The organism is Roseateles sp. UC29_93 (assembly GCF_042695725.1).
GTDB lineage: Bacteria > Pseudomonadota > Gammaproteobacteria > Burkholderiales > Burkholderiaceae_C > Roseateles > Roseateles noduli_A.
Genome location: NZ_CP170545.1, coordinates 6,115,222 through 6,137,277, shown reverse-complemented (window position 1 = coordinate 6,137,277; position 22,056 = coordinate 6,115,222). Strand labels below are relative to the sequence as shown.

Here is a 22,056-nt window from a genome sequence, read left to right as displayed (position 1 = left end):
CGTCGCGCGACGCGACCTCGATGCGGCGGTTCATCTTCGTGTCGGCCATGTGCACGGCGGCCAGTGCGCACGCGCCGGCCAGGAAGGCCAAGGTGGCGAGACCGAACAGGCCCCGCTGTATCCATCGATTCATCACTCTCACTCCCGAAACTCTCATCCGATGCGCGTGGGGTCGCGCCTGCGCGCCGCCATCGGTCGGCGCACAGACCCGATGCCCACGGCGTTCCGCGGCTTCGGCGGGGCGCTCAAGGGCACGGCGGCGGATTCTGGGAGGGGCACTGAGCCGCACCATCGCGGCTGCGATGAAATGCGCGTGGCGCGCGATCAAGCGCGATCGGCGGCGATGAACGGGGAGGTGAGTGTGGGTTAACCCTTGAACTAGGGGAGGGCTATGCAGGGGTGAAACGGATCACCCGATGGGGGGGCCGGCTTCTCGCGGAGACGCACTCCGCATTTCTGAAGTAGAGATTCAGCACGTGTCCGATTCCCGTTGATCCCATTGTCTGGAGAATCGATTCGACGGATGGGCCTGGTGTGAAAGGTCGGCAATATCGGGGAGGCAGCTATATGGCGCGGGTTCTGCATGATCGCCATCGAGACGGCTCCGTCGAGTCCGCCTCAGTCGCTTCGGGGCGAAGTTCTGCGACCCGGCCGGCGGCCTCCGAAGGCGTCGATGGCTCGGTGCAGTCGTGGGTGGACTCGAGCCCCCGCGTGGCAGCCCAACGCCATGCGATTGAGCGGATCTTTGCGGGTCCCGGGACTGCGCAACTCAAATCGCTTTCAACGCCTGGGGTCAGTGCCGTGGTGCAGCGCTATCCCAAATGGCCTGTAGGAAAGATCACCTTGGACGGCGTCGAGTTCCAGTACCGCCAACAGCCCTCGGGCGTCTACTACGAGGCGCCTACCACGACCTCCTCCGCGACGCATGTCTCGCTGCATGCGCCAGCGGTCGATTCGCCGATCCCCATGGACGCATGGGCCAAGGTTTACAACATCCGCGTGTTTCAGAACGCCTCGAAGTCCGCATCCACGCCGGGAAACGCGGGGACCCTGGGGCGCCACGGCGTTTCATCATCGAAAGTCAGGATCGACGTTCGCGCCAACCCAGACCGAAAGGGAGGCCCTGATCGGCAGGACCCAAAGAATCGGCGCGGATTTCTGGCAGTGGTATCTCCGAGATTGCGAGGAAGGCAAGGCCGTTGCCGAGCACGGATCGACAGGGGGCGTCACGACGGGCGAAGAATCGAAGCAGTCGACAACGTCAGACAGGATCGAGGTGGACTGACCGGCGAGCTGTTCGGGCGAAGGCACGCGCAACGGGCGTCGCGCGCGACGGAAATGACAAAGGCCACCCTCGGGTGGCCTTGTCTTTGATGATCGCGAAGGGGGCGCTCAGCCCGCCGCCACCGGGATCTTGATCGGCTTGCCCGCGGCGATGCGCTGCTGCCACTCGGCCGGTCCGGTGATGTGGGCGCTGGTGCCGCCGGCGTCGACCGCCACCGTCACCGGCATGTCGACCACGTCGAACTCGTAGATCGCTTCCATGCCCAGGTCCTCGAAGCCGACGACCTTGGCGTGCTTGATCGCCTTGGACACGAGGTACGCGGAGCCGCCGACCGCCATCAGGTAGGCCGACTTGTGGTTCTTGATCGACTCGATCGCGACCGGGCCGCGCTCGGCCTTGCCGATCATCGCGATCAGGCCGGTCTTCTCCAGCATCATGTCGGTGAACTTGTCCATGCGGGTCGCCGTCGTGGGACCGGCCGGTCCCACGACTTCATCGCGCACCGGATCGACCGGGCCGACGTAGTAGATGACGCGGTTGGTGAAGTCCACGGGCAGCGATTCGCCCTTGGCCAGCATGTCCTGGATGCGCTTGTGCGCGGCGTCGCGGCCGGTCAGCATCTTGCCGTTGAGCAGCAGCGTGTCGCCCGGCTTCCAGCTGGCGACCTCGTCCTTGGTCAGCGTGTTCAGGTCGACGCGCTTGCTCTTGTTGTAGTCCGGCGCCCACTTCACGTCGGGCCACAGATCCAGGCTCGGCGGCGTCAGGTAGCTCGGGCCCGAGCCGTCGAGCACGAAGTGCGCGTGGCGCGTGGCGGCGCAGTTCGGGATCATCGCGATCGGCTTGGAGGCCGCGTGCGTCGGGTAGGTCTTGATCTTGACGTCCAGCACCGTGGTCAGGCCGCCCAGGCCCTGCGCGCCGATGCCCAGCGCGTTGACCTTCTCGTACAGCTCGATGCGCAGCTCCTCGAGCTTGTCCTTCGGACCGCGCTCGAGCAGCTCGTACATGTCGATGTCGTCCATCAGGGCTTCCTTGGCCAGCAGCGCGGCCTTCTCGGCCGTGCCGCCGACGCCGATGCCCAGCATGCCCGGCGGGCACCAGCCCGCGCCCATCGTCGGCACGGTCTTCAGCACCCAGTCGACGATGTTCTCGCTCGGGTTGAGCATGTAGACCTTGCTCTTGTTCTCCGAGCCGCCGCCCTTGGCCGCGACGATCACGTCGACGGTGTTGCCGGGCACGACGTCCATGAAGATCACCGCGGGCGTGTTGTCCTTGGTGTTCTTGCGCTCGAAGATCGGATCGCTGAGCACCGAGGCGCGCAGCTTGTTGTCCGGGTGGTTGTAGGCGCGGCGCACGCCTTCGTTGACGGCGTCCTGGATGGAGCCGGGGAAGTCGCCCCAGCGCACGTCCATGCCGATCTTCAGGAACACGTTGACGATGCCGGTGTCCTGGCAGATCGGACGGCGGCCTTCGGCGCACATCTTCGAGTTGGTCAGGATCTGCGCGATCGCGTCCTTCGCGGCCACGCTCTGCTCGCGCTCGTAGGCGCGCGCCAGATGCTGGATGTAGTCGGCCGGGTGGTAGTAGCTGATGTACTGCAGCGCGGCGGCGACGCTTTCGACGAGGTCGGCGTAGCGGATGGTGGTCATGGTCGTGGACAGGCTGGTCACGGGAGACGGCGATTATCCTTTTTATCCCGTTACCCGATGAAATCCCCGTCGCCAGAGGCGTCGGCGGGACGCGGTGCGCACGCTTGTGCGAACGCCACGGCGCCGATCGGCCGCCCGCGCCGCTCGCCGGCTACGATGTCGCCCGCCGCAAGAGACGGCAATGATCACCACAACAACCGATCCCGCCCGAGCGGGATCAGAGGGAGTTCCCTTGAAGACATCCATCGCGGCCGTGCTGGCCGCTTCCGCCGTTGCCATGCCCGCGGCGCAGGCCGAGATCAGCGCCCAGTTCGACGTCGGCGCCAGCCAGTTCTCGAAGTCGCTGTGCCAGAGCAGCGAGCCCTGCGACCGCCACGGCGAGTTCAACCGGCTGCTGGTGGGCTACCACTTCGACAACGGTCTCGGCCTCGAGATCGGGCGCGTGGACTACGGCACCGTCCGCGTCGCAGCCGACAACTGGATGTGGGGTGTGCTCAAGAGTCGTGCGCTCACCGCCGGACTGTCGTATCGCCAACCGGTGTGGCGCACGCTGGGCGTGGTGGCGCGCGGCGGCGTGTCGTGGCAGAAGGCGGAACTGATGAACCCCGCGTACGGCAGGTTCTCGCGCACCTCCGCCCAGCCCTATGCCGGCCTTGGACTGACCGTCGCCGTCAAGCCGTACTGGGGTGTGGAGCTCGGCGCGGACCTGAGCCGCGCCAGGCACTTCGATCTCTACGTCGACGACAAGCGCACCCTCAGCGCCTGGTACTTCGGGACGCGCTTCAGCTTCTGATCCCGCGGCGTCCGGCCCGTTCGGCCGGACTCGACGGCAGCGCCGTCGGCTCAGTGACCGCCGCCGCTGCCCGGATTGCTGGCCGTCGGCTTGATCTGCGTCTGCAGCTCCGAAGCCATGCGCGCACGCTCGGCCTCGCTTAGCGCGGGGCCGCATTGCTTGCGTCCGAGCATCGACCCGGTGCGGGCTTCGCGCTCGCAGGACTCCGCCTTGACCGCCGAGGCCTTGTCCGTGTCCGGCGCGGCGCACGCGGCCAAGGTCGCCACCAGCGGCAGTGCCGCACAGATCCAGAATCTCATCGCGTCCTTCTCCCTGACCTTCATGGTTGTCGAGGCGATTCGCCCCGGCCGCCGATGCTATCGGCGCCCGCGTGCCTTCCGCCTCGGGACGAACGCGGAGTCCGTCAGCGCCCGGGCGGGGCGCGCACCGGCGATGATCGGGTCCTCACGGCGTCTTCTGCCCCGATGAGCCATCGACGCGGCGCGTCCGCTCTGTTTTACTGCCCAGCCCCGCCGATCCTGCGGGACGTCTTCTGGAGGAATGCTTCTTGACACCGGGACTCAAACGCTTCTTCGCCAGCGAATCGGCCGGCGGCATCGTGCTCGCCATCGCCGCAGTCGTCGCGCTGATCCTGTCCAACTCCCCCTGGCGGGAGCTCTACGCCGCCTTCACCCGCATCGAGGGCGAGGTCCGCATCGGCGGCGACTGGCTGGTGCTGGCCAAGCCGCTGCTGGTCTGGGTCAACGACCTGTGGATGGCCGTCTTCTTCTTCCTGGTCGGCCTGGAGATCAAGCGCGAATTCGTCGGCGGGGAGCTGTCGGATCGGTCGCAGGCCGTGCTGCCCATCGTCGCCGCGTTCGGCGGCATGGCCGCGCCGGCGCTGATCTACGCGGGCCTCAACCTCGGCGACCCGGTGGCGCTGCACGGCTGGGCCATCCCCGCGGCGACCGACATCGCCTTCGCCATCGGCATCGTGATGCTGCTGGGCAGCCGCGTGCCGTCCTCGCTGAAGGTCTTCCTGACGGCGGTCGCGATCATCGACGACCTCGGCGCCATCGTCGTCATCGCGCTCTTCTACACGAGCCAGCTCTCGCTGACGGCGCTTGCCGGTGCCGCGGTCTGCCTCGCCGTCCTCTTCGCGCTCAACCGCGCCAAGGTCAGGCGCGCCGACGTCTACATCGTCGTGGGCCTCGTCCTGTGGACCTGCGTGTTGAAGTCGGGCGTCCACGCCACGCTGGCGGGCGTGGCCACCGCGCTCTTCATCCCGTCCGATGACGACGGCCACGGCCATTCGCCGGCCGAGGACCTCGAACACGCGCTCCACCCCTGGGTCGCGTTCCTGATCCTGCCCATGTTCGCCTTCGCCAATGCGGGCGTGTCGCTGCTCGGACTGCACGCCGGCGACCTGCTCCATCCGGTGTCGCTGGGCATCGCGCTGGGCCTGCTGCTGGGCAAGGCGATCGGCGTGTTCGGCAGCTCGTGGCTGATGATCCGGCTGGGCCTGGCGCAGAAGCCGGGCGGCGCCGACTGGGTCCAGCTCTTCGGCGTCTGCGTGCTGTGCGGCATCGGCTTCACGATGAGCCTGTTCATCGGCGGCCTGGCGTTCGAGGGGCACGGTCCGGACTGGGAAACCCGCGTCAAGCTGGGCGTGCTCGGCGGGTCCATCCTGTCGGGTATCGCGGGGACGCTGATCCTGATGCGCAAGCGTGGCTGAGAATGTCGATCCGTCAATGAAGAAGAGGCCCGAGGGCCCCTTCGTCGTTCATGCGCCGCCGCGTGCATCGGCTCGGATGCTGGAGCCCCCTGCTCAGTGCTTCTCGGTCGGGCCGTGCGACAGCAGCTTGTCGGTCATCGCGATCGCCAGCGCCGACAGCAGGAAGGCCAGGTGGATGACGGTCTGCCAGATCAGCGTCTGCTCCTGGAGGTTCTGCACGTTGATGAAGGTCTTGAGCAGATGGATCGACGAGATGCCGATGATGGCCGTCGCCAGCTTGACCTTCAGCACCGACGCGTTGACGTGGTCCAGCCACTCCGGCTGGTCGGGGTGGCCTTCGAGGTGCAGCCGCGACACGAAGGTCTCGTATCCGCCCACGATCACCATGATCAGCAGATTGGAGATCATGACCACGTCGATCAGCGCCAGCACGGCCAGCATGATGATGGTCTCGTTGAGCTTGGCCACGCCCACACCGGCCACACCGGCCTTGTAGCCCACGCTGTCGACCAGCAGCTTCAGCGCCTCCTGGTTGCCGAAAGCGGCCTCGACCAGATGTACCAGCTCGGTCCAGAACTGGAAGACGTACACGGCCTGTGCCACGATCAAGCCGAGGTACAGCGGCAGTTGAAGCCAGCGGCTGCCGAACATGATGGTGGCCATCGGATTGCGGCGGCGCTTCGGGCTGTCGGTCATCGGGGTAAGTCCTTCAAGTCGTAACTGGCGGGAACCGCCAAACCAGTTGATTTTAGTGAGAGCATGCCGCGTGCTCTTCTACGAGAGTAAGCACATCGTCAGTGTGAAAGCGGAGAGTTCGCCCGAGTGTGAACCTGAGTTCGAAGATCCCTGCCTGTACGGAGACATAGGCCCATGACCAATACGATCAGCGACAAGAGCAGCGACAAGATCGTCTACGACCCCCCCGCATCCGCCGTCCAGGGCGCCCACGTGTCCGGCCTGGCCGCCTATGAGGCGCTGTGCAAGGAAGCGGAGGACGACTACGAAGGCTACTGGGCGCGCCTGGCGCGCGAGCTGCTGACCTGGAAGCAGCCCTTCACGACCGTGCTGAACGAATCGGACGCGCCGTTCTTCAAGTGGTTCGAGGACGGCAAGCTCAACGTCTCCTACAACTGCCTGGACCGTCACGTGGAAGCGGGCCGCGGCGACCGGGTCGCGATCATCTTCGAGGCCGACGACGGCACCACGACCCGCGTCACCTATGCCGAGCTGCTGGCCAGGACGGCGCAACTGGCCAACGCGCTGAAGGCGCGCGGCGTGAAGAAGGGCGACCGCGTCGTCATCTACATGCCGATGTCGGTCGAGGGCGTGGTCGCGATGCAGGCCTGCGCGCGCATCGGCGCGACGCACTCGGTGGTGTTCGGTGGCTTCTCGGCGCAATCGCTGCGCGATCGCGTCCAGGACGCCGGCGCCGTGATGGTGCTGACCGCCGACGAGCAGGCGCGCGGCGGCAAGTCGCTGCCGCTCAAGGCCATCGTCGACGAGGCGCTCGCCGACAACAGCTGCCCGACGATCAAGCACGTGATCGTCTACAAGCGCACCGGCGGCAACATCGCCTGGGTCGGCGGCCGCGACGAGTGGCTGCACGACGCGGTGTCCGGCCAGTCCTCGAGCTGCGAGCCGGAATGGGTCGAGGCCGAACACCCGCTGTTCCTGCTCTACACCTCGGGCTCGACCGGCAAGCCCAAGGGCGTTCAGCACAGCACCGGCGGCTACCTGCTGCATGCCGCGCTGACCACGAAGTGGACCTTCGACCTGAAGGACTCGGACGTCTTCTGGTGTACCGCCGACATCGGCTGGGTGACCGGCCACACCTACATCACCTACGGCCCGCTGGCGCTGGGCGGCACCGAGGTCGTCTTCGAGGGCATCCCGACCTTCCCGGACGCCGGCCGCTTCTGGCAGATGATCGAGAAGCACAAGGTCACGATCTTCTACACCGCGCCGACGGCGATCCGCTCGCTGATCAAGGCGGCCGAGGCGAACGAGGCCGTGCACCCGAAGCGCTATGACCTCAGCTCCCTGCGCATCCTGGGCTCGGTCGGCGAGCCGATCAACCCGGCCGCGTGGGAGTGGTATCACGAGCATGTGGGCGGCGGCCGCTGCCCCATCGTCGACACCTTCTGGCAGACGGAGACCGGCGGCCACATGATCACGCCGCTGCCGGGCGCCACGCCGCTGGTGCCGGGCTCCTGCACGCTGCCGTTCCCCGGCATCACCGCGGCCATCGTCGACGAGACCGGCAACGACGTGCCCAACGGGCAGGGCGGCATCCTGGTCGTCAAGAAGCCGTGGCCGTCGATGATCCGCACGATCTACGGCGATCCGGAGCGCTTCAAGAAGAGCTACTACCCGCCGGAGCTCAAGGGCTACTACCTGGCGGGCGACGGCGCCATCCGCGACGCCGACAACGGCTACTTCACGATCACCGGCCGCATCGACGACGTGCTGAACGTGTCGGGCCACCGCATGGGCACGATGGAGATCGAGTCCGCGCTGGTCAGCTGCACCGAGCTGGTGGCCGAGGCGGCGGTCGTCGGCCGTCCGGACGACACGACCGGCGAGGCGATCTGCGCCTTCGTCGTCCTCAAGCGCGCGCGTCCGAGCGGCGACGAGGCCAAGGCCATCGCCAAGCAGCTGCGCGACTGGGTGGCCAAGGAGATCGGTCCGATCGCCAAGCCCAAGGACATCCGCTTCGGCGACAACCTGCCCAAGACGCGCAGCGGCAAGATCATGCGGCGCCTGCTGCGCTCGGTCGCGAAGGGGGAGAGCGTCACGCAGGACACCTCCACCTTGGAGAACCCGGCCATCCTGGAACAGCTCGGACAGGCCTATTGAGGACACCGGTCCGATGCCGCGCGCGGGATGCGCGTGGCATCCCCGTTGTCATCGGTTCCTCAGGCGTTTCTCCTCTGAAGACCGTCGCAGCCCCGCTTTCGCGGGGCTTTTTCTTGCGCTGGCGCAAGCGGAAAACCGCCTCGATGCCTCGACCTTGGTGAGCGGCTGACCTTCACGTGGCAGCGGACGCGCGATCCACACTCCGACGGGTTGTGGAGCCCGGACGCGCCCGGGCCAAGAATGCCGGCTCCGTTCCGTCAGGAGCGGTGCCCGCGATCATGGCGGCGCTCGGGCGACACGGCGCGCCAGACGCCGCCCTCACAGAAGGAGTCGTTTGTGGAATATTCGTTCACGCTCAAGTACCAGATGCCGCCGTCGGACTGCGAGGAAGAGCCGTTGAAACAACGGCTCGCATCCGTCGGCTGCAAGGACGTGCGGGTCGCCGTGGGCCTGCGCGGCAGGATGATGCTGAGCTTCGCCAGAGGCGCCGAGCGCGCCGACCAGGCCTTGCTGGGCGCGCTGCGCGAGGTCCGCAAGGCCATCCCCGGCGCGCGGCTGATCGAGGCGGGGCCGGACATGGTCGGCCTGACCGACGTGGCGGCGCTGGTGGGGGTGTCCCGCCAGAACATGCGCAAGCTGATGCTCACGCACCCGATGAGTTTTCCGTCGCCGATCCATGAGGGCAACTCGTCCTCGGTCTGGCATCTGTGGGACGTGCTGCGCTGGATGCAGGGGCGGGGCGGCTACAAGATCGACGAGGCCATCCTCGAGCTCGCGACGGTGGCCAAGGCCGTCAATCTCGCCCGCGAGAGCCGCCACCTCGACGAGCGGCGGCGCGACGAGCTGCTCAAGCTCGTGGCCTGACGAGGCCACCACGGGCCCGCCCGACCATCCTGAAAAAGCAAAGGCCCCGAAGGGCCTGCAGGGTGGGGGCGTCGCGGGACGCCCGGTCGACGATCACTTCAAGCGGTCACTTCGTCGACAGGATCCACTTGGCGAGCTGCTCCGCCTCCGCCGGGCTGACCTGCGTGTTGGCCGGCATCGGCACCGGACCCCAGACGCCGGAGCCGCCCTTGATGATCTTCTCGGCCAGCTTCTTCACCGCGTCCTTGTCCGCGGCGTACTTGGCCGCGACGTCCTTGTAGGCGGGGCCGACCAGCTTCTTGTCGACCGCATGGCAGGCCATGCAGTTCTTCTTCTGCGCCAGTTCGGGACTGGCGAAGGCGCTGGGTGCGGTCAACGTGGCGGCGAGGGCCGCGGAGATGAACAGGGCGTTTCTCATGGCATCCTTTCAGGTGTCGCCGGGCCTCCGAATGGCGCCACAATCGCCGCCGCGACATGACGAGTCGCGACGCAAGTCGACGAGTGGCTGGGAGATTCCGGGCTCGCGCGATTGTAGTGTTGAGGGACGCGCCGACCGGGCGTGCGCACGAGGAGAACGACGATGTGGTTGATGGTGATCGGTGTCTTGTTGATCCTTCTCAAACTGGCCGCCGTCGGCCCGTTTGAGACGCTGAGCTGGTGGTGGGTGCTGTCGCCCTTCCCGGTGGCCGTCGTGTGGTGGGAGATCGCCGACAAGACGGGCTACACCAAGAAGAAGGAAATGGACAAGATGGACGAGAAGAAGGAATCGCGCCGCCAACGCCAGCTCGACGCCATCGGCCAGGGCGACAAGACGCGCAAGAAGCGTTGAAGCTTCCCGCGCCTACCCCTCACTCGAACTTGTCGAGCACCGCGCCGGAGCTGGCGCTCGATGCGTTCTTCGCGAATTTCGCCAGCACGCCCCGCGTGTAGCGCGGCGCGGGCTGCTTCCATGCCGCCTTGCGGCGGGCGAGTTCGGCGTCGTCGACGTTGAGCTGCAGCAGCAGTTGCAGCGCATCGATGGTGATGGAATCGCCTTCGTTCACCAGCGCGATCGTGCCGCCTGCGTAGGCTTCCGGCGCGACGTGCCCGACGACCATGCCCCAGGTGCCGCCCGAGAAGCGGCCGTCGGTGATCAGGCCGACGCTCTCGCCCAGGCCCTGGCCGATCAGCGCGCCGGTCGGCGCCAGCATCTCCGGCATGCCCGGACCGCCCTTGGGTCCGAGGTAACGCAGCACCATCACATCGCCCGCCTTGATCTGGTTGGCCATGATGGCCGCGAGCGCCGACTGCTCGTCGTCGAAGACGCGCGCCGGGCCGGTGATGACCGGGTTCTTGAGGCCGGTGATCTTGGCGACGCAGCCCTCGGGCGACAGGTTGCCCTTCAGGATGGCCAGGTGGCCTTGCGCGTAGATCGGATCGTCGACGGCGCGGATGACCTCCTGGTCGGGCGACAGGTCCGGCACGTCGGCCAGGTTCTCCGCCACGGTCTTGCCGGTGATCGTGATGCAGTCGCCGTGCAGCAGACCGGCCTTCAGCAGCTGCTTCATCACCGCCGGGATGCCGCCGGCCTTGTGCAGGTCCACGGCCAGGAAACGGCCGCTGGGCTTGAGGTCGCACAGCACCGGGATCTTCGTGCGCATGCGCTCGAAATCGTCGATGGTCCAGTCCACCTCGGCCGCATGCGCGATCGCCAGGAAGTGCAGCACCGCGTTGGTCGAGCCGCCGGTGGCCATGATCACGGCGACGGCGTTCTCGATCGCCTGCTTGGTCACGATGTCGCGCGGCTTCAGGTCGGCCTTGACGGCGGCGACCAGGTAGTCGGCGGCGCGTCTGGTGTTCTCGACGACCTCGTCCTCCACGTTGGACATGCTGGAGGAGTAGGGCAGCGACATGCCCAGTGCCTCGAAGGCCGAGCTCATCGTGTTGGCGGTGTACATGCCGCCGCAGGAGCCGCTGCCGGGGATGGCGCGTTTCTCGATCTGGCAGAAGTCTTCCTCGCTCATCTTGCCGGCGCTGAACTGGCCGACCGCCTCGAAGACGCTGACGATGTTGAGGTCCTGGCCCTTGTAGTGGCCCGGCTTGATGGTGCCGCCGTAGATGTAGATCGCCGGCACGTTGGCGCGCAGCATGCCCATCATGCCGCCGGGCATGTTCTTGTCGCAGCCGCCGATGACCATCACGCCGTCCAGCCACTGGCCGCCGACGCAGGTCTCGACGCAGTCGGAGATGACCTCGCGCGAGACCAGCGAGTACTTCATGCCCTCGGTGCCCATGGCCATGCCGTCGGAGATCGTCGGCGTGCCGAAGAGCTGCGCGTTCGCGCCGGCGGCCTTCAGGCCGATGACCGCGGCATCGGCCAGCTTCTGCAGGCCGGAGTTGCACGGGGTGATCGTCGAGTGGCCGTTGGCCACGCCGATCATCGGCTTGCCGAAGTCGCCTTCCTGGTAGCCCATGCCGTAGTACATCGACCGGTTCGGCGCGCGCGCGACGCCCTCGGTGATGTGCTTCGAGCGGCGGTTGGGCGCGTCGTCGTGAGGCGCGGGGGCGTTGTTCTTGGGGTCGGTCATGGCGTCATCCTGGCGAGCGAGGCTTGGAGCGCGCCAGTATGCGTCGCGCCTTCTTGCGGGTCCAATATATAGTTGTCGGTGTTTTGATTCATGCCGTGTATCGATGATCGAACTCCGCCCCTTGCGTCAGTTCCTGGTGCTGGCCGAGGAACTGCACTTCGGCCGCGCCGCCGAGCGGCTGCACATGACGCAGCCGCCGTTGAGCCTGGCCGTGCAGAAGCTGGAGGCACAACTGGGCGTCCAGCTGCTGGAGCGCGGTCGCCGCACCGTCGCGCTGACGGCGGCCGGGTTGGCGCTGGTCGAGGCCTCCGCGAGGCTGGTGGAGCAGGCCGACCAGGTGCCCGCCCGCGTCCGCGCTGCGGCCACCGGCGAAGCCGGCAGGCTGAGCCTGGGTTTCGTGTCGACCGTCGGCTACGGCGACATGCCGCGTTGGCTGCGGCTGTTCCGCGAAGCGCTGCCGGACGTGCAGCTCGCATTGCGCGAGGCCACGCTCGATGTCCAGCTGCGCGGTTTCGAGACGGGCGAGCTCGACGCCGGTTTCGCGATCCATGCGCCCGGCGCCGAACCGGCCGGCTTCGACTGCCTGACCGTGTCGACCGAGCCGCTGGTGCTCGCGCATCCCGAGGACTGGGCGCTGGCGCGACGCCGTGGTCCGTCGCTCGAGGACGTGCTGCGCGAGCCGCTGGTCGTGTTCCCGCGCGAGATCGCGCCGTCGCTGTTCGACGCGCTGCTCGGTTTCTACCGCGCGCACGGCGCGACGCCTCACATCGCGCAGGAGGCCATCCAGATGCAGACCATCGTCAACCTGGTGTCGGCGGGCATGGGCGTGGCCTGGGTGCCGCAGTCGGTCTGCGCGCTGCAGCGGCCCGGCGTGCGCTACCGGCCGTGGCCGTCCGCGCGCGTACCGGCCTGCGACACCAGCCTGATCTGGCGCCGCGATGCGTCGCCGGTGGTGCATCGCTTCGTCGACCACGTCCGCGGTCAGGTGAAAGTCAAGGCATGACCCTGCGCGGACCGGGCTCGAAGGGGCAGGTCCGGCCTGTTTGTTGCCGATGGTGAAGACGAAGGTGAAGTTCCGTGTTCGGCATGCAGGGGGCATGCAGGCCCGGCGGACTTCTGCGACCATCTGCCGATGAAAGGACCTTCTCCCGTGAAAGCTCCCCGCAAGAACGACGACACCGCCCGCCGCGGCACCTGGCGACGCCTGATCGGCGCGATCTGCGTCGTGACCGGTTTCTCGATGCTCATGAGCGTGGCCTTCGCGACGACGGCCCAGGCCGCGGTGCTGAAGGAGACGGAGCTGCAGGCGCTGCTCGACGCCGGGCGCGCGGACGATCTGGAGAAGCTCGCCGCACAGCGCCTGAAAGCGGATCCGGACGATCCGCAGGCGGTGGCCGCGCTGGCGCTGGCGCAGCTCGATCTGGTCGACGGCGCGGTGTTGAAGCAGAACACGCAGCGGCTGGAGCAATGCGTGCAGCGCACGCCGAACGAAGGCGCCTGCCATTACGCACTGGCGCTGGCGCTGGTGATGCAGGCGCGCGGTGGCAGCAAGCTCAAGGCGCTGGGGTCGTTGGGCCGGGTCAGCGAGCTGGCGCAGCGCGCGATGACGCTGCTGCCCGACGCGCCCGAGCCGCGCAGTGCGCTGCAGCAGTACTACCTGGCCCTGCCGAGCTTCGTCGGGGGCGGGGAGTCGAAGGCGCGGGCCCTCGAGCAGGACGTGAAGGACCCGGCCCAGTTGAGCCTGATGCGTGCGCGGGTGGCGGCGTCGAAGAAGGACTGGCCGGCGATGGAGAAGGCCTTGCGCGCCGTGCGCACGCAGCGGCCCGAGCTGCTGCTGGAGCAACGCGTGCTGTGGAGCGACTACGGTCGCAACCTGTTCTTCAGCGAGCAGAAGGAGCGGGCGGTGCCGTGGTTCGAGGAACTGCTCAAGAGCCAGCCCACCCAGGCGATGGGCGCCTACGGCCTGGGCCGCGCATACGACGCGCTGGGCCAGTACGACAAGGCGGTGGCCGCCTTCGAACGGGCCCGCGGCATGTTGGGCGCCGAGCAACTGGGCCTGGACCGGCGCCTGGGCAGCGCGTTGGCGGGCAAGGGCGACAAGGCCGGCGCGCGCGTGGCGCTGCAACGTTGCATCGACAACCGCCGCGGCAGCAACGGCGACATCGAGGACTGCCGCAAGCAGCTCGCCGCGCTCGGCGCTCCCTGACGATCACCTCGGTGGCTCGGAGCGAGGCGGGCCGGTGCCCCTTGGAGCGAATTCCGAGCGGCGAGGAGGAGATTGAGCGGAAAGGGGCACCGGCCTGCCTCGCGGTCGCTCCTCCGCTAAGTACCCCACGGGTGCCATTTATGATTCGCCCCTTCGCGACGCGGTAAAGCTTTCTCCATGTTGGTCCATCCCCAGTTCGACCCTGTGGCCATCTCGATTTTCGGGTGGCCGATCCATTGGTACGGGCTGATGTACCTGACGGCCTTCGGCCTGTTCCTGTGGCTGGGCAACCGGATGGTCCGCAAGCCCTGGAACGCGGCGCGCGGCTGGACCCGCCGCGACATCGACGACCTGCTGTTCTACGGTGTGCTGGGTGTGGTGCTGGGCGGGCGGCTGGGGTACGTGTTCTTCTACAAGCCGGGCTACTACCTGAGCCATCCGGGCGAGATCCTCGCGGTGTGGCAGGGCGGCATGTCCTTCCACGGCGGGTTGCTGGGCGTGATCGTGGCGCTGGCTTTCTTCGCGTGGCGGCGGGGTTTCAACTTCCTCGAGGTTGGCGACATCGTCGCGCCTTGCGTGCCCACCGGCCTGGCCGCGGGCCGTCTCGGCAATTTCATCAACGGCGAGTTGTGGGGCCGTCAGGCGGACCCCAGCCTGCCGTGGGCGATGGTGTTTCCGCAGGCCCATGATGCGGTGCTGACGCCGCGCCATCCGTCGCAGCTGTACCAGTTCCTGGGCGAGGGCGTGCTGCTGTTCATCGTGCTGTGGCTGTTCGCGCGCAAGCCGCGCCCGATGGCGGCGGTATCGGGGTTGTTCCTGGTCGGCTACGGCGTGGCGCGTTTCGTCGCCGAGTATTTCCGCGAGCCCGACAGCTTCCTCACGCTCGACAAGCAGCCGCTGCACCTGAGCCAGGGCCAGTGGCTGAGCGCGCCGATGATCGTCATCGGCGTCCTCATGATGCTGTGGGCCTACCGGCGCGCCGCCCGGCTGCAGGCCGCGCCCGCCGCCCGCTGAGCGGGGCGATCCCACTTCGAGACCAGACATGCGTCAGATCTTCTTCGATACCGAAACCACCGGCCTGAATCCCGAATCGGGCGACCGCGTCGTCGACATCGGCTGCGTGGAGATGGTCAACCGTCAGTTGACGGGCCGCCATCTGCACTTCTACCTGAACCCCGAGCGCGACATGCCGGAGGAGGCGTTCCGCGTCCACGGGCTGAGCAGCGAGTTCCTGTCGGACAAGCCCAAGTTCGCGCAGATCGTCGACGAGTTCCTCGAGTTCATCCGCGACGCGGAACTGATCGCGCACAACGCGGCCTTCGACGTCGGCTTCATCAATGCCGAGCTCAAGCGCTGCGGGCGCGCGCCGCTGCATGAATGCGTGGAAAGCGTGCGCGACACGCTGCTGATGGCGCGGGACATGTTCCCGGGCAAGGCGAACTCGCTGGACGCGCTGTGCCGCCGGCTCGAGGTCGACAACAGCAACCGCGGCCTGCACGGCGCGGTGAAGGACGCGGAGCTGCTGGCGGAGGTCTTCATCCGGCTGACGCGGGGTCAGGACTCGCTGGTCATCGACGACAACGCGTCGTCGTCGTCGGGCGAGGGCGGTCAGCTGGAAGTCGTGGCCATCGACTTCAGCGCCTTCGACCTGCCGGTCATCGCGGCGACGGCCGAGGAACTGGCGCTGCACGACAAGGCGCTGGCGGATCTCGACAAGGCCAGCGGCGGCAAGCGCATCTGGCAGGTGCCGGCGACGGTTTGAACGTCGGCTTGAGAGACGAGCGCCAAAGAGTTCTTGAATCGCGTCAAATTCTCATGGCATAATCTTCGACTTTCCCGGACATCCAAAACAGCAGTTGAGCAAGCAGCTTGGCAGCGGTTGAGGACGACAAGACCGGGCGGTTAGCTCAGCGGTAGAGCACTGCCTTCACACGGCAGGGGTCGCAGGTTCGAACCCTGCACCGCCCACCAAAGTCTCTTCATCGAAGTCGCTTTGGCCTCTTGTTGGACGTCGGCAAAAAGTCGGCGAAGAGTCGGAAAAGTCCCGGTCCAGATACCGGGCGGTTAGCTCAGCGGTAGAGCACTGCCTTCACACGGCAGGGGTCGCAGGTTCGAACCCTGCACCGCCCACCAGATCAACCCCGTCAACGCCAGTTGGCGGGGTTTTTTCTTGGCTGTTCATCAGGGATGAAGGTACTTCAGCATCCCGAACACGATGGACGTCGTCGCGCCGATCGTTGCGACCTGGCTTCCGATGATCCAGCGGACCAAGTCGCTTCGCATGTGCGACATCTCGCCTCGAACGTTGGCGATGTCGCCGCGGACGCTGGCGATGTCCTGCTTCAACTCTGCGCGGACGGTGGCGATCTCACCACGCACGAGGGCAATCTCCTGCCGCAGTTCAGCGCGCACCATGCCGACCTCGCTGCGAACGCCGGCGATCTGGGACTTCATCTCCGCCATTTCCGTCCTGACCGTATACATGTCGGAGTTCTTGGCCAGATGGGCTTGTTTGTCGTTCATGCGTTTCTCCAAGGCGCTGTCGATCGATTCAGCGGCGGTGTCGGCGTCCTGCTGCGAGGCGCCGACCTGACGGAATGCCTTGTGCAATGCGAGCTTCATCGAGCGGCTCCTTCGCGTTGTGTACTGCGTGTTCTTGGGTGGGGTGGGCAGCGATCATCCTGCGATCACGGGGTCTCGTCTCTCGCACATTTCAGTCATTTCCGGGGGAGGCGCGGAGAGAATCGACGCATGTCTGCGCTGCTGCCGCCATCGCTCGTCGCCGTTCTTCCGCGCTGTCTGCAACTGGCGCGTCAGCCGCTGCCGGAGGGGCTCATTGCGCTGCGGCTCGGTGATGCCACGATCGGCCGTGTGCATCCGATGCGCCAGGTCTTGCTAGGCGAGGTCTGGCCTGAGTTGAAGCGCCGCGAGGGCGCGTTGTGCTGGGAGGCCGAGGCGCTCGATGTCGACGCCCGCTCCGAGCGCATCGCCGCCGTGGCGCTCGCGCTGAAGGCGCGCGGCGCCATTGCCGGCTGGCGCGGCGAACGCTACGCCTGCGAGCGGCCCGTCGAGGATCCCTGCTCCGAACGCGGCGAGGTGCTGTTCCGTCTGGAGCGCGCCGCCTTCCGCTTCTTCGGCCTGATGAGCCGCGCCGTCCACATCAATGGCTTCCTGCCGGGCGCGCGGCTCGTGTGCGGCCGACGCGCGCTGACGAAGGCGACCGATCCGGGCAAGCTCGACAACCTCGCCGCCGGTGGCCTGACCGCCGATGAAGACCTCGTCGATTGCGCGCGTCGTGAGCTGCTGGAAGAGGCCGGCGTGCCGATGGTCGTCAGCGCTTCCGTGCAAGCGCGCGGCGCCTTGCGCAGCACGCGCATGGAACCCGAAGGTCTGCACGACGAGGTGCTGCATGTCTTCAGCCTGCAGTTGCCCGCCGGCTTCTCGCCGCGCAACGGCGATGGCGAGGTCAGCGAGTTCCTGACGCTGGACCTGGAGACGCTCGCCCAACGACTCGCCGCGGGCGAGTTCAGCCACGACGCCGCCGCGGTCAGCGCCTTCGGTTTCCAGCATTCGCACGCGCTGGTCGATCTGCGCGCCTGATCGCCGTCCGAGGACGGACCAAGGCAGAAGCGGCTCGGCACAATCGCCGGGATGGATCAAGTCGATGCAGTGGTGATCGGGGCCGGTGTCGTCGGCCTCACGGTCGGACGGGCGCTGGCGATGCGCGGACTGGAAACGCTGGTGCTCGAGCGCGAACTCGGCATCGGCACCGGCGTGAGTTCGCGCAACAGCGAAGTCATCCACGCCGGGCTCTACTACCCCACCGGCTCGCTGAGGGCGCGGCTGTGCGTGCGCGGCAAGCAGCTGCTCTACGCGCATTGCGAATCGCACGGCGTGCCGCACCAGCGTTGCGGCAAGCTTGTCGTCGCCACGTCGGCCGAACAACTGCCCGGCCTGCGCGCGTTGCAGGCGAACGCCGCCGCGAACGGGGTCGACGACCTGCGCTGGCTCACGCGCGAGGAGGCCCTCGCGCTCGAACCCCAATTGCAGTGCGAGGCCGCCTTGCTGTCGCCCTCGACCGGCATCGTCGACAGCCACGGGCTGATGCTTTCGCTGCAAGGCGATCTGGAGCGGCATGGCGGCGCGGTCGCCTTCGGCGCGGCGGTGACCGCGGTGCGTCGCGACGGTGGCGCGCACGTGGTCCATACCGACGACATGACGCTCGGCACCCGCATCGTGGTCAACGCGACGGGGCTGCGCGCCCCCTTGCTTGCCGCCGCGATCGAGGGCCTGCCGCCGCCACCCGTGGCGCGCTTCAGCAAGGGCTGCTACTTCGCGCTGCAGGGGCGGGCGCCGTTCTCGCGGCTCGTGTACCCGATGCCGCAGGACGCGTGGCTGGGCGTGCACCTGACCCTGGACCTCGGCGGCCAGGCGCGCTTCGGCCCCGATTCGCAATGGCTGGACGTCGCGAGCCCCGAAGACATCGACTACGCCGTCGATCCCGCCCGCGCCGACGTGTTCTACGACGACGTGCGCCGCTACTGGCCCGCGCTGCCGGATGGCGCGCTGCAGCCCGCCTACAGCGGCGTGCGGCCGAAGATCCATGGGCCGCACGAGCCTGCGCCCGACTTCCGCATCGACGGCCCCGCGCAGCACGGCGTGCCGGGACTGGTGAACCTGATGGGGATCGAGTCGCCCGGACTCACGAGTGCATTGGCGATCGCCGAAGAGGTCGTTGCACGCAGCGGACTCGAATGAGTGCGCGGTCGTTCAGGGACGGCAGTGCGTGAGGTTTGGACGCTTGCCGTCCGGGGAGAGCGGGACAAAGCCCAGTCCGGTGGACTGGGCGACGCCCGCGAGCGCTGGAGGATCGGAGATCCGACAGCCTCATGCACTGGCGGCCAAGCGCAGAGACTTGGCAGGTGGAATGCCCCCCGCTTCAATCTGCCGGCACGCGCAGCGCGCGTTCCCGCTCCTTCGCGATGCGCGCGGCGAAGTCCGCCGCCGAGCCGCCCGTCGGCAGGTTGCTGACGTCGAGGATCTTCGAGCGGATCTCCGGCAGCCGCAGCGCCTCGTTGACGACGCTGTTGATCAATCGCAGCCGCTCCTCCGGCACACCGCGCGGCGCGAAGAGCCCGAACGTCGAGACGAGGTTCGCGTCCGGAAAGCCGAGCTCGGCCAGCGTCGGCACGTCGGGCAGCACTGGTAGCCGGACCGGCGAGCCGATCGCCAGCGCCTTCAGCTTGCCCTGCCGCACGAACTGCAGCTGCTGCGACGCGACGTTGGAGGACAGCAGCTCGAACTGCCCGCCGATCGCATCGGTCAACTGCTGGCCGCCGCCCTTGTAGGGCACGTGGATGATGTCGACGCGCGCCGCGGGCGCGCACCTGCGCCAGCACCATGTGCCCGACCGTCGCGTGGCCCGACGTCGCCCAGCGCAGGCGGCCCGGCGCCGCGCGCGCGGGCGGCGAGCATCGCGGCGAAGTCTTTCGGCTTGAACGACGGATGCGCGAGCACCAGCACCGGCGTGTCCATGATGCTGACGACGGGGGCCACCTCGGGCGCCGTCGCGGAGGGGGCCGGCGCCGGCCGGCGCGAACACCAGCGGCGAGATCGCGCAGTAGGCCAGCGTGTGGCCGTCGGGCGCCGCGCGCGCGAGCGACTCCAGCGCGGTCAGCCCGCCCGCGCCGGCGCGGTTCTCGACGATCACCGGCACCTTCAGCCGCGCGCTCATGTGCTGCGCGAGCGCGCGCGCGGTTTCGTCGCTGACGCCGCCGGGCGGGTAGGCGACGATCAGGTGGATCGGGCGCGTCGGCCAGGGCTCGCCCGCGACCTGCGCAAGACCTGGCACCGCGACCGCGGCGCACGCGGCGGCGTTCAACAACGCGCGCCTACGCATCGCGGTGCTCCATCGCAATGCGGCGGGCCAGCGCGAGGAAGGTCGCCGTCGGACCCTCCTGGTCATGCGAGCGATACGCGATCGTCAACGGCGCTTCCAGCCGCGCATGCTTCTCCAGCGGCCGGAACACGATCGAGTGCGCGTGCACGCCGCGCATCGACGCCGGCACGACCGTGATGCCGGCGCCGGCCGCCACCAGGTTGAGGTTCATCATCATCCGGTCGACCTCCACGAAGCTGCGCGGCTTGACGCCGTCGCGCTCGCACAGCGCCAGCAGGTTGGCGTAGAGGCCCGGCGCCCCCCGGGCGGCGGACGAGGATCAGGTCCTCGTCCTCGAGCTCCGCCAGCGGCACCGGCGTGGACCCCGCGCGCGGCTCCGTCGCGAGCCGGTGGTCCAGCGGCAGCGCCAGCAGCGCGGGCTCGGTCAACAGCGTCTCGAAGCTGACGCCTTCGGGCTGCGCGACCGGCACGCGCAGGAAGGCGCAATGCAGCCGCGACTTCACGATCGATTCGATCAATCCGGCGGCGTGGTTCTCGGTCATCGTCAGCGCGATGCCCGGATGCTCGCCGCGGCAGGCGCGCAGCACCGCCGGCGTGTACGCATGTGCCGCCGCCGAACTGGTGAACCCGATCGCCAGCAGCCCGTGCTGCCCGCCGGCCAGCCGGTCCATGCGGTCGCGCATGTCGTTGTAATCGCGCAGCAACCGTCGCGCTTCGTCCAGGAACTGGCGACCGCCGTCGGTCAGGCTCACGCCCTTCGGATGGCGGTGCAGCAGGGCGATGCCCAGCTCCTGTTCCAGCGTCTTGATCTGCTGGCTCAGCGGCGGCTGCTGCATCCCGAGCAGCGCCGCCGCGCGCGTCATGTGGCCGGTCTCCGCGACCGTCACGAAGTAGCGCAGATGTCGAAGGTCCATGTCTGCGTTGTCTCCTGGTCCTCGGGCTCGCCGTCGCCCTGCCATGCGCAAAGCTACGTACGTCCCATATTCAAAACGTCTCGGACTCTGCGGATCAGTGTATTTGACGCTATGGAGGCCGGTCACTAAGGTCCGGCCCGGATACCTACTACAACCAAACGGAGACAACGTTGATGAAGACGAAACGACAGTCGAGGAACGCGTGGAACGCAGTCAGGACCCTGGTCCTGGCTGCCACCGCGGTGGGAGCGGCCAGCGGCGCGCAGGCGCAGAGCGGCAGCAGCGTGCAGGTGTTCGGCCTGCTCGACATCGGCGTGCAGGCGCTGAAGGCCAGTGGCAGCGACACCCGCTACTTCGTGAACAGCGACGGCAACACGTCCAGCCGCTTCGGCGTGCGCGGCACGGAAGACCTGGGCGGCGGGCTGAAGGTCGGCTTCTGGCTGGAGTCGGCGGTGGCCGTCGACGACGGCACCAGCGGCGCGACCAGCACCAACAACAAGGACTCGGTCAGCGGCGGCCTGACCTGGGGTCGCCGCGCGACCGTCCAGATCTCCTCGGCCGACTGGGGCGAGCTGCGCCTGGGCCGCGACTACGTGCCGTCCTTCGGCAACCTGACCACGTCCATGCATCCGTTCGGGACGAACGGCGTGGGCAGCTCCGGGATCATGTACTACCCGGCGCCCGCCAACGGCACGACGGCGCGCACCAACGTGCGGGCGTCCAACTCGATCGGCTACTTCACGCCGTCGGGACTCAACGGCTTCTACGGCCACGCGATGCTGGCGCTGGGCGAGCAGGGCGCGGGTCCGACGCACAAGGACGGCCAGTTGACCGGCGTGCGCATCGGCTGGCGCAACGAGACCTTCAATGGCTCGGCGGCGATCTCCAAGACGCGTTATGCCACCGGCGACTACACGCAGAGCAACGTGGGCATGGCCTACACCTGGGGGCCGGCCAAGCTGATGGCGCTGTGGGGCCGCAACGAGGTCGGCATCACCAGCACGACCGCGACCATGCTGGGCACCCAGTGGCAGGTGTGGCCGCAGGGCGAGCTGCGCTTCGCCTACACCTGGCTGAAGGCGAAGAACGTCGCCAGCGACGCGACGCACATCGCGATCGGCTACGTGCATGACCTGTCCAAGCGGACGGCGCTCTACACCAACGTCGCCAAGGTGGACAACAAGGGCCGCGGCACGCGCTTCAACGTCGGACTGGCGACGACGCAGCCCGGGGGCGACAGCGGCGGCTTCGAGGCCGGCGTGCGCCACAACTTCTGACCCTCGCTTCAACCAGCAGCAACGAAGGAGCACGA

The 22,056-nt window shown here is 67.9% G+C and carries 19 protein-coding genes, 2 tRNA genes and 1 pseudogene; 14 read left to right on the top strand and 8 right to left on the bottom strand.

What is annotated here, in order from left to right; translation table 11 throughout:
* Positions 1–1,392 precede the first annotated feature (1,392 nt).
* Positions 1,393–2,931: a fumarate hydratase gene (locus ACFJIX_RS28440; protein WP_377156135.1), complete on the bottom strand. Its 1,539-nt coding sequence runs from the start codon at positions 2,929–2,931 to the stop codon at positions 1,393–1,395.
* 232 nt (positions 2,932–3,163) lie between these two features.
* Between ACFJIX_RS28440 and ACFJIX_RS28435 the strand changes: the two genes are divergently transcribed.
* Positions 3,164–3,724 carry an outer membrane beta-barrel protein gene (locus ACFJIX_RS28435; protein WP_377156133.1) on the top strand — a complete coding sequence of 187 codons (561 nt, stop codon included), beginning with the start codon at positions 3,164–3,166 and terminating at the stop codon, positions 3,722–3,724.
* Positions 3,725–3,774: 50 nt separating this feature from the next.
* Here the strand turns inward: ACFJIX_RS28435 and ACFJIX_RS28430 are convergent, their stop codons facing one another.
* Complete coding sequence (locus tag ACFJIX_RS28430) at positions 3,775–4,023, bottom strand: hypothetical protein (protein ID WP_377156132.1); 249 nt, start codon at positions 4,021–4,023, stop codon at positions 3,775–3,777.
* Between the two features lie 248 nt (positions 4,024–4,271).
* Between ACFJIX_RS28430 and nhaA the strand changes: the two genes are divergently transcribed.
* Complete coding sequence (gene nhaA, locus ACFJIX_RS28425) at positions 4,272–5,438, top strand: Na+/H+ antiporter NhaA (RefSeq protein ID WP_377156130.1); 1,167 nt, start codon at positions 4,272–4,274, stop codon at positions 5,436–5,438.
* Between the two features lie 93 nt (positions 5,439–5,531).
* Here nhaA and ACFJIX_RS28420 read toward each other — a convergent pair whose 3' ends face one another.
* Complete coding sequence (locus ACFJIX_RS28420) at positions 5,532–6,134, bottom strand: TIGR00645 family protein (RefSeq protein ID WP_377156129.1); 603 nt, start codon at positions 6,132–6,134, stop codon at positions 5,532–5,534.
* Positions 6,135–6,308: 174 nt separating this feature from the next.
* Between ACFJIX_RS28420 and acs the strand changes: the two genes are divergently transcribed.
* Positions 6,309–8,294, top strand: a complete 1,986-nt coding sequence (gene acs, locus ACFJIX_RS28415) for an acetate--CoA ligase (protein ID WP_377156127.1) — start codon at positions 6,309–6,311, stop codon at positions 8,292–8,294.
* Between the two features lie 336 nt (positions 8,295–8,630).
* Entirely contained in the window at positions 8,631–9,158 is a 528-nt protein-coding gene (locus tag ACFJIX_RS28410; protein ID WP_377156124.1) for a helix-turn-helix transcriptional regulator, read from the top strand.
* A gap of 106 nt (positions 9,159–9,264) precedes the next feature.
* Here the strand turns inward: ACFJIX_RS28410 and ACFJIX_RS28405 are convergent, their stop codons facing one another.
* Positions 9,265–9,576 carry a c-type cytochrome gene (locus ACFJIX_RS28405; RefSeq protein WP_377156122.1) on the bottom strand — a complete coding sequence of 104 codons (312 nt, stop codon included), beginning with the start codon at positions 9,574–9,576 and terminating at the stop codon, positions 9,265–9,267.
* Positions 9,577–9,738: 162 nt separating this feature from the next.
* On the opposite strand from ACFJIX_RS28405, the gene ACFJIX_RS28400 reads away from it, so the two are divergent.
* Complete coding sequence (locus ACFJIX_RS28400) at positions 9,739–9,987, top strand: TIGR04438 family Trp-rich protein (protein WP_377156120.1); 249 nt, start codon at positions 9,739–9,741, stop codon at positions 9,985–9,987.
* Between the two features lie 19 nt (positions 9,988–10,006).
* Here the strand turns inward: ACFJIX_RS28400 and ilvD are convergent, their stop codons facing one another.
* Complete coding sequence (ilvD, locus tag ACFJIX_RS28395) at positions 10,007–11,725, bottom strand: dihydroxy-acid dehydratase (RefSeq protein WP_377156118.1); 1,719 nt, start codon at positions 11,723–11,725, stop codon at positions 10,007–10,009.
* Between the two features lie 103 nt (positions 11,726–11,828).
* Between ilvD and ACFJIX_RS28390 the strand changes: the two genes are divergently transcribed.
* The 6 genes from ACFJIX_RS28390 (at position 11,829) to ACFJIX_RS28365 (ending at position 16,064) form a co-directional block, all read left to right on the top strand.
* Positions 11,829–12,728: a LysR family transcriptional regulator gene (locus ACFJIX_RS28390; RefSeq protein ID WP_377156116.1), complete on the top strand. Its 900-nt coding sequence runs from the start codon at positions 11,829–11,831 to the stop codon at positions 12,726–12,728.
* Between the two features lie 147 nt (positions 12,729–12,875).
* Complete coding sequence (locus tag ACFJIX_RS28385; RefSeq protein WP_377156115.1) at positions 12,876–13,931, top strand: tetratricopeptide repeat protein; 1,056 nt, start codon at positions 12,876–12,878, stop codon at positions 13,929–13,931.
* A 177-nt stretch (positions 13,932–14,108) separates the two neighbouring features.
* Entirely contained in the window at positions 14,109–14,945 is an 837-nt protein-coding gene (lgt, locus tag ACFJIX_RS28380) for a prolipoprotein diacylglyceryl transferase (protein WP_377156113.1), read from the top strand.
* 28 nt (positions 14,946–14,973) lie between these two features.
* Positions 14,974–15,693, top strand: coding sequence for a DNA polymerase III subunit epsilon (dnaQ, locus tag ACFJIX_RS28375; protein ID WP_377156112.1), 720 nt, complete (start codon positions 14,974–14,976; stop codon positions 15,691–15,693).
* A gap of 134 nt (positions 15,694–15,827) precedes the next feature.
* A tRNA-Val gene (locus ACFJIX_RS28370) sits at positions 15,828–15,902 on the top strand.
* Positions 15,903–15,989: 87 nt separating this feature from the next.
* Positions 15,990–16,064 (top strand) — tRNA-Val (locus ACFJIX_RS28365).
* A gap of 48 nt (positions 16,065–16,112) precedes the next feature.
* Here the strand turns inward: ACFJIX_RS28365 and ACFJIX_RS28360 are convergent.
* On the bottom strand, positions 16,113–16,553 hold the full coding sequence (locus tag ACFJIX_RS28360; RefSeq protein WP_377156110.1) for a hypothetical protein: 441 nt from the start codon (positions 16,551–16,553) through the stop codon (positions 16,113–16,115).
* 129 nt (positions 16,554–16,682) lie between these two features.
* On the opposite strand from ACFJIX_RS28360, the gene ACFJIX_RS28355 reads away from it, so the two are divergent.
* Positions 16,683–17,531 (top strand): DUF4743 domain-containing protein, encoded by an 849-nt coding sequence (locus ACFJIX_RS28355; RefSeq protein WP_377156108.1) that lies wholly within the window; start codon positions 16,683–16,685, stop codon positions 17,529–17,531.
* Between the two features lie 51 nt (positions 17,532–17,582).
* Entirely contained in the window at positions 17,583–18,689 is a 1,107-nt protein-coding gene (locus tag ACFJIX_RS28350; RefSeq protein WP_377156106.1) for an NAD(P)/FAD-dependent oxidoreductase, read from the top strand.
* 181 nt (positions 18,690–18,870) lie between these two features.
* Here the strand turns inward: ACFJIX_RS28350 and ACFJIX_RS28345 are convergent, their stop codons facing one another.
* Together ACFJIX_RS28345 and ACFJIX_RS28340 are read right to left on the bottom strand one after the other, a co-directional pair.
* On the bottom strand, positions 18,871–19,812 hold the full coding sequence (locus ACFJIX_RS28345; RefSeq protein WP_377156105.1) for a Bug family tripartite tricarboxylate transporter substrate binding protein: 942 nt from the start codon (positions 19,810–19,812) through the stop codon (positions 18,871–18,873).
* 10 nt (positions 19,813–19,822) lie between these two features.
* Positions 19,823–20,789: pseudogene (locus ACFJIX_RS28340) on the bottom strand (LysR family transcriptional regulator).
* A gap of 128 nt (positions 20,790–20,917) precedes the next feature.
* Between ACFJIX_RS28340 and ACFJIX_RS28335 the strand changes: the two are divergent.
* On the top strand, positions 20,918–22,021 hold the full coding sequence (locus tag ACFJIX_RS28335; RefSeq protein ID WP_377156103.1) for a porin: 1,104 nt from the start codon (positions 20,918–20,920) through the stop codon (positions 22,019–22,021).
* Positions 22,022–22,056 lie beyond the last annotated feature (35 nt).

Excerpts from the sequence above, each read along its gene's own strand:
- ACFJIX_RS28360 (WP_377156110.1), bottom strand. The coding sequence starts at position 16,553 with ATGAAGCTCGCATTGCACAAGGCATTCCGTCAGGTCGGCGCCTCGCAG.
- ACFJIX_RS28400 (WP_377156120.1), top strand. The coding sequence starts at position 9,739 with ATGTGGTTGATGGTGATCGGTGTCTTGTTGATCCTTCTCAAACTGGCC.
- ACFJIX_RS28405 (WP_377156122.1), bottom strand. The coding sequence starts at position 9,576 with ATGAGAAACGCCCTGTTCATCTCCGCGGCCCTCGCCGCCACGTTGACC.
- dnaQ (WP_377156112.1), top strand. The coding sequence starts at position 14,974 with ATGCGTCAGATCTTCTTCGATACCGAAACCACCGGCCTGAATCCCGAA.
- ACFJIX_RS28355 (WP_377156108.1), top strand. The coding sequence starts at position 16,683 with ATGTCTGCGCTGCTGCCGCCATCGCTCGTCGCCGTTCTTCCGCGCTGT.
- acs (WP_377156127.1), top strand. The coding sequence starts at position 6,309 with ATGACCAATACGATCAGCGACAAGAGCAGCGACAAGATCGTCTACGAC.
- ACFJIX_RS28420 (WP_377156129.1), bottom strand. The coding sequence starts at position 6,134 with ATGACCGACAGCCCGAAGCGCCGCCGCAATCCGATGGCCACCATCATG.
- ilvD (WP_377156118.1), bottom strand. The coding sequence starts at position 11,725 with ATGACCGACCCCAAGAACAACGCCCCCGCGCCTCACGACGACGCGCCC.
- ACFJIX_RS28335 (WP_377156103.1), top strand. The coding sequence starts at position 20,918 with ATGAAGACGAAACGACAGTCGAGGAACGCGTGGAACGCAGTCAGGACC.
- lgt (WP_377156113.1), top strand. The coding sequence starts at position 14,109 with ATGTTGGTCCATCCCCAGTTCGACCCTGTGGCCATCTCGATTTTCGGG.
- ACFJIX_RS28440 (WP_377156135.1), bottom strand. The coding sequence starts at position 2,931 with ATGACCACCATCCGCTACGCCGACCTCGTCGAAAGCGTCGCCGCCGCG.
- ACFJIX_RS28390 (WP_377156116.1), top strand. The coding sequence starts at position 11,829 with ATGATCGAACTCCGCCCCTTGCGTCAGTTCCTGGTGCTGGCCGAGGAA.
- ACFJIX_RS28350 (WP_377156106.1), top strand. The coding sequence starts at position 17,583 with ATGGATCAAGTCGATGCAGTGGTGATCGGGGCCGGTGTCGTCGGCCTC.
- ACFJIX_RS28430 (WP_377156132.1), bottom strand. The coding sequence starts at position 4,023 with ATGAGATTCTGGATCTGTGCGGCACTGCCGCTGGTGGCGACCTTGGCC.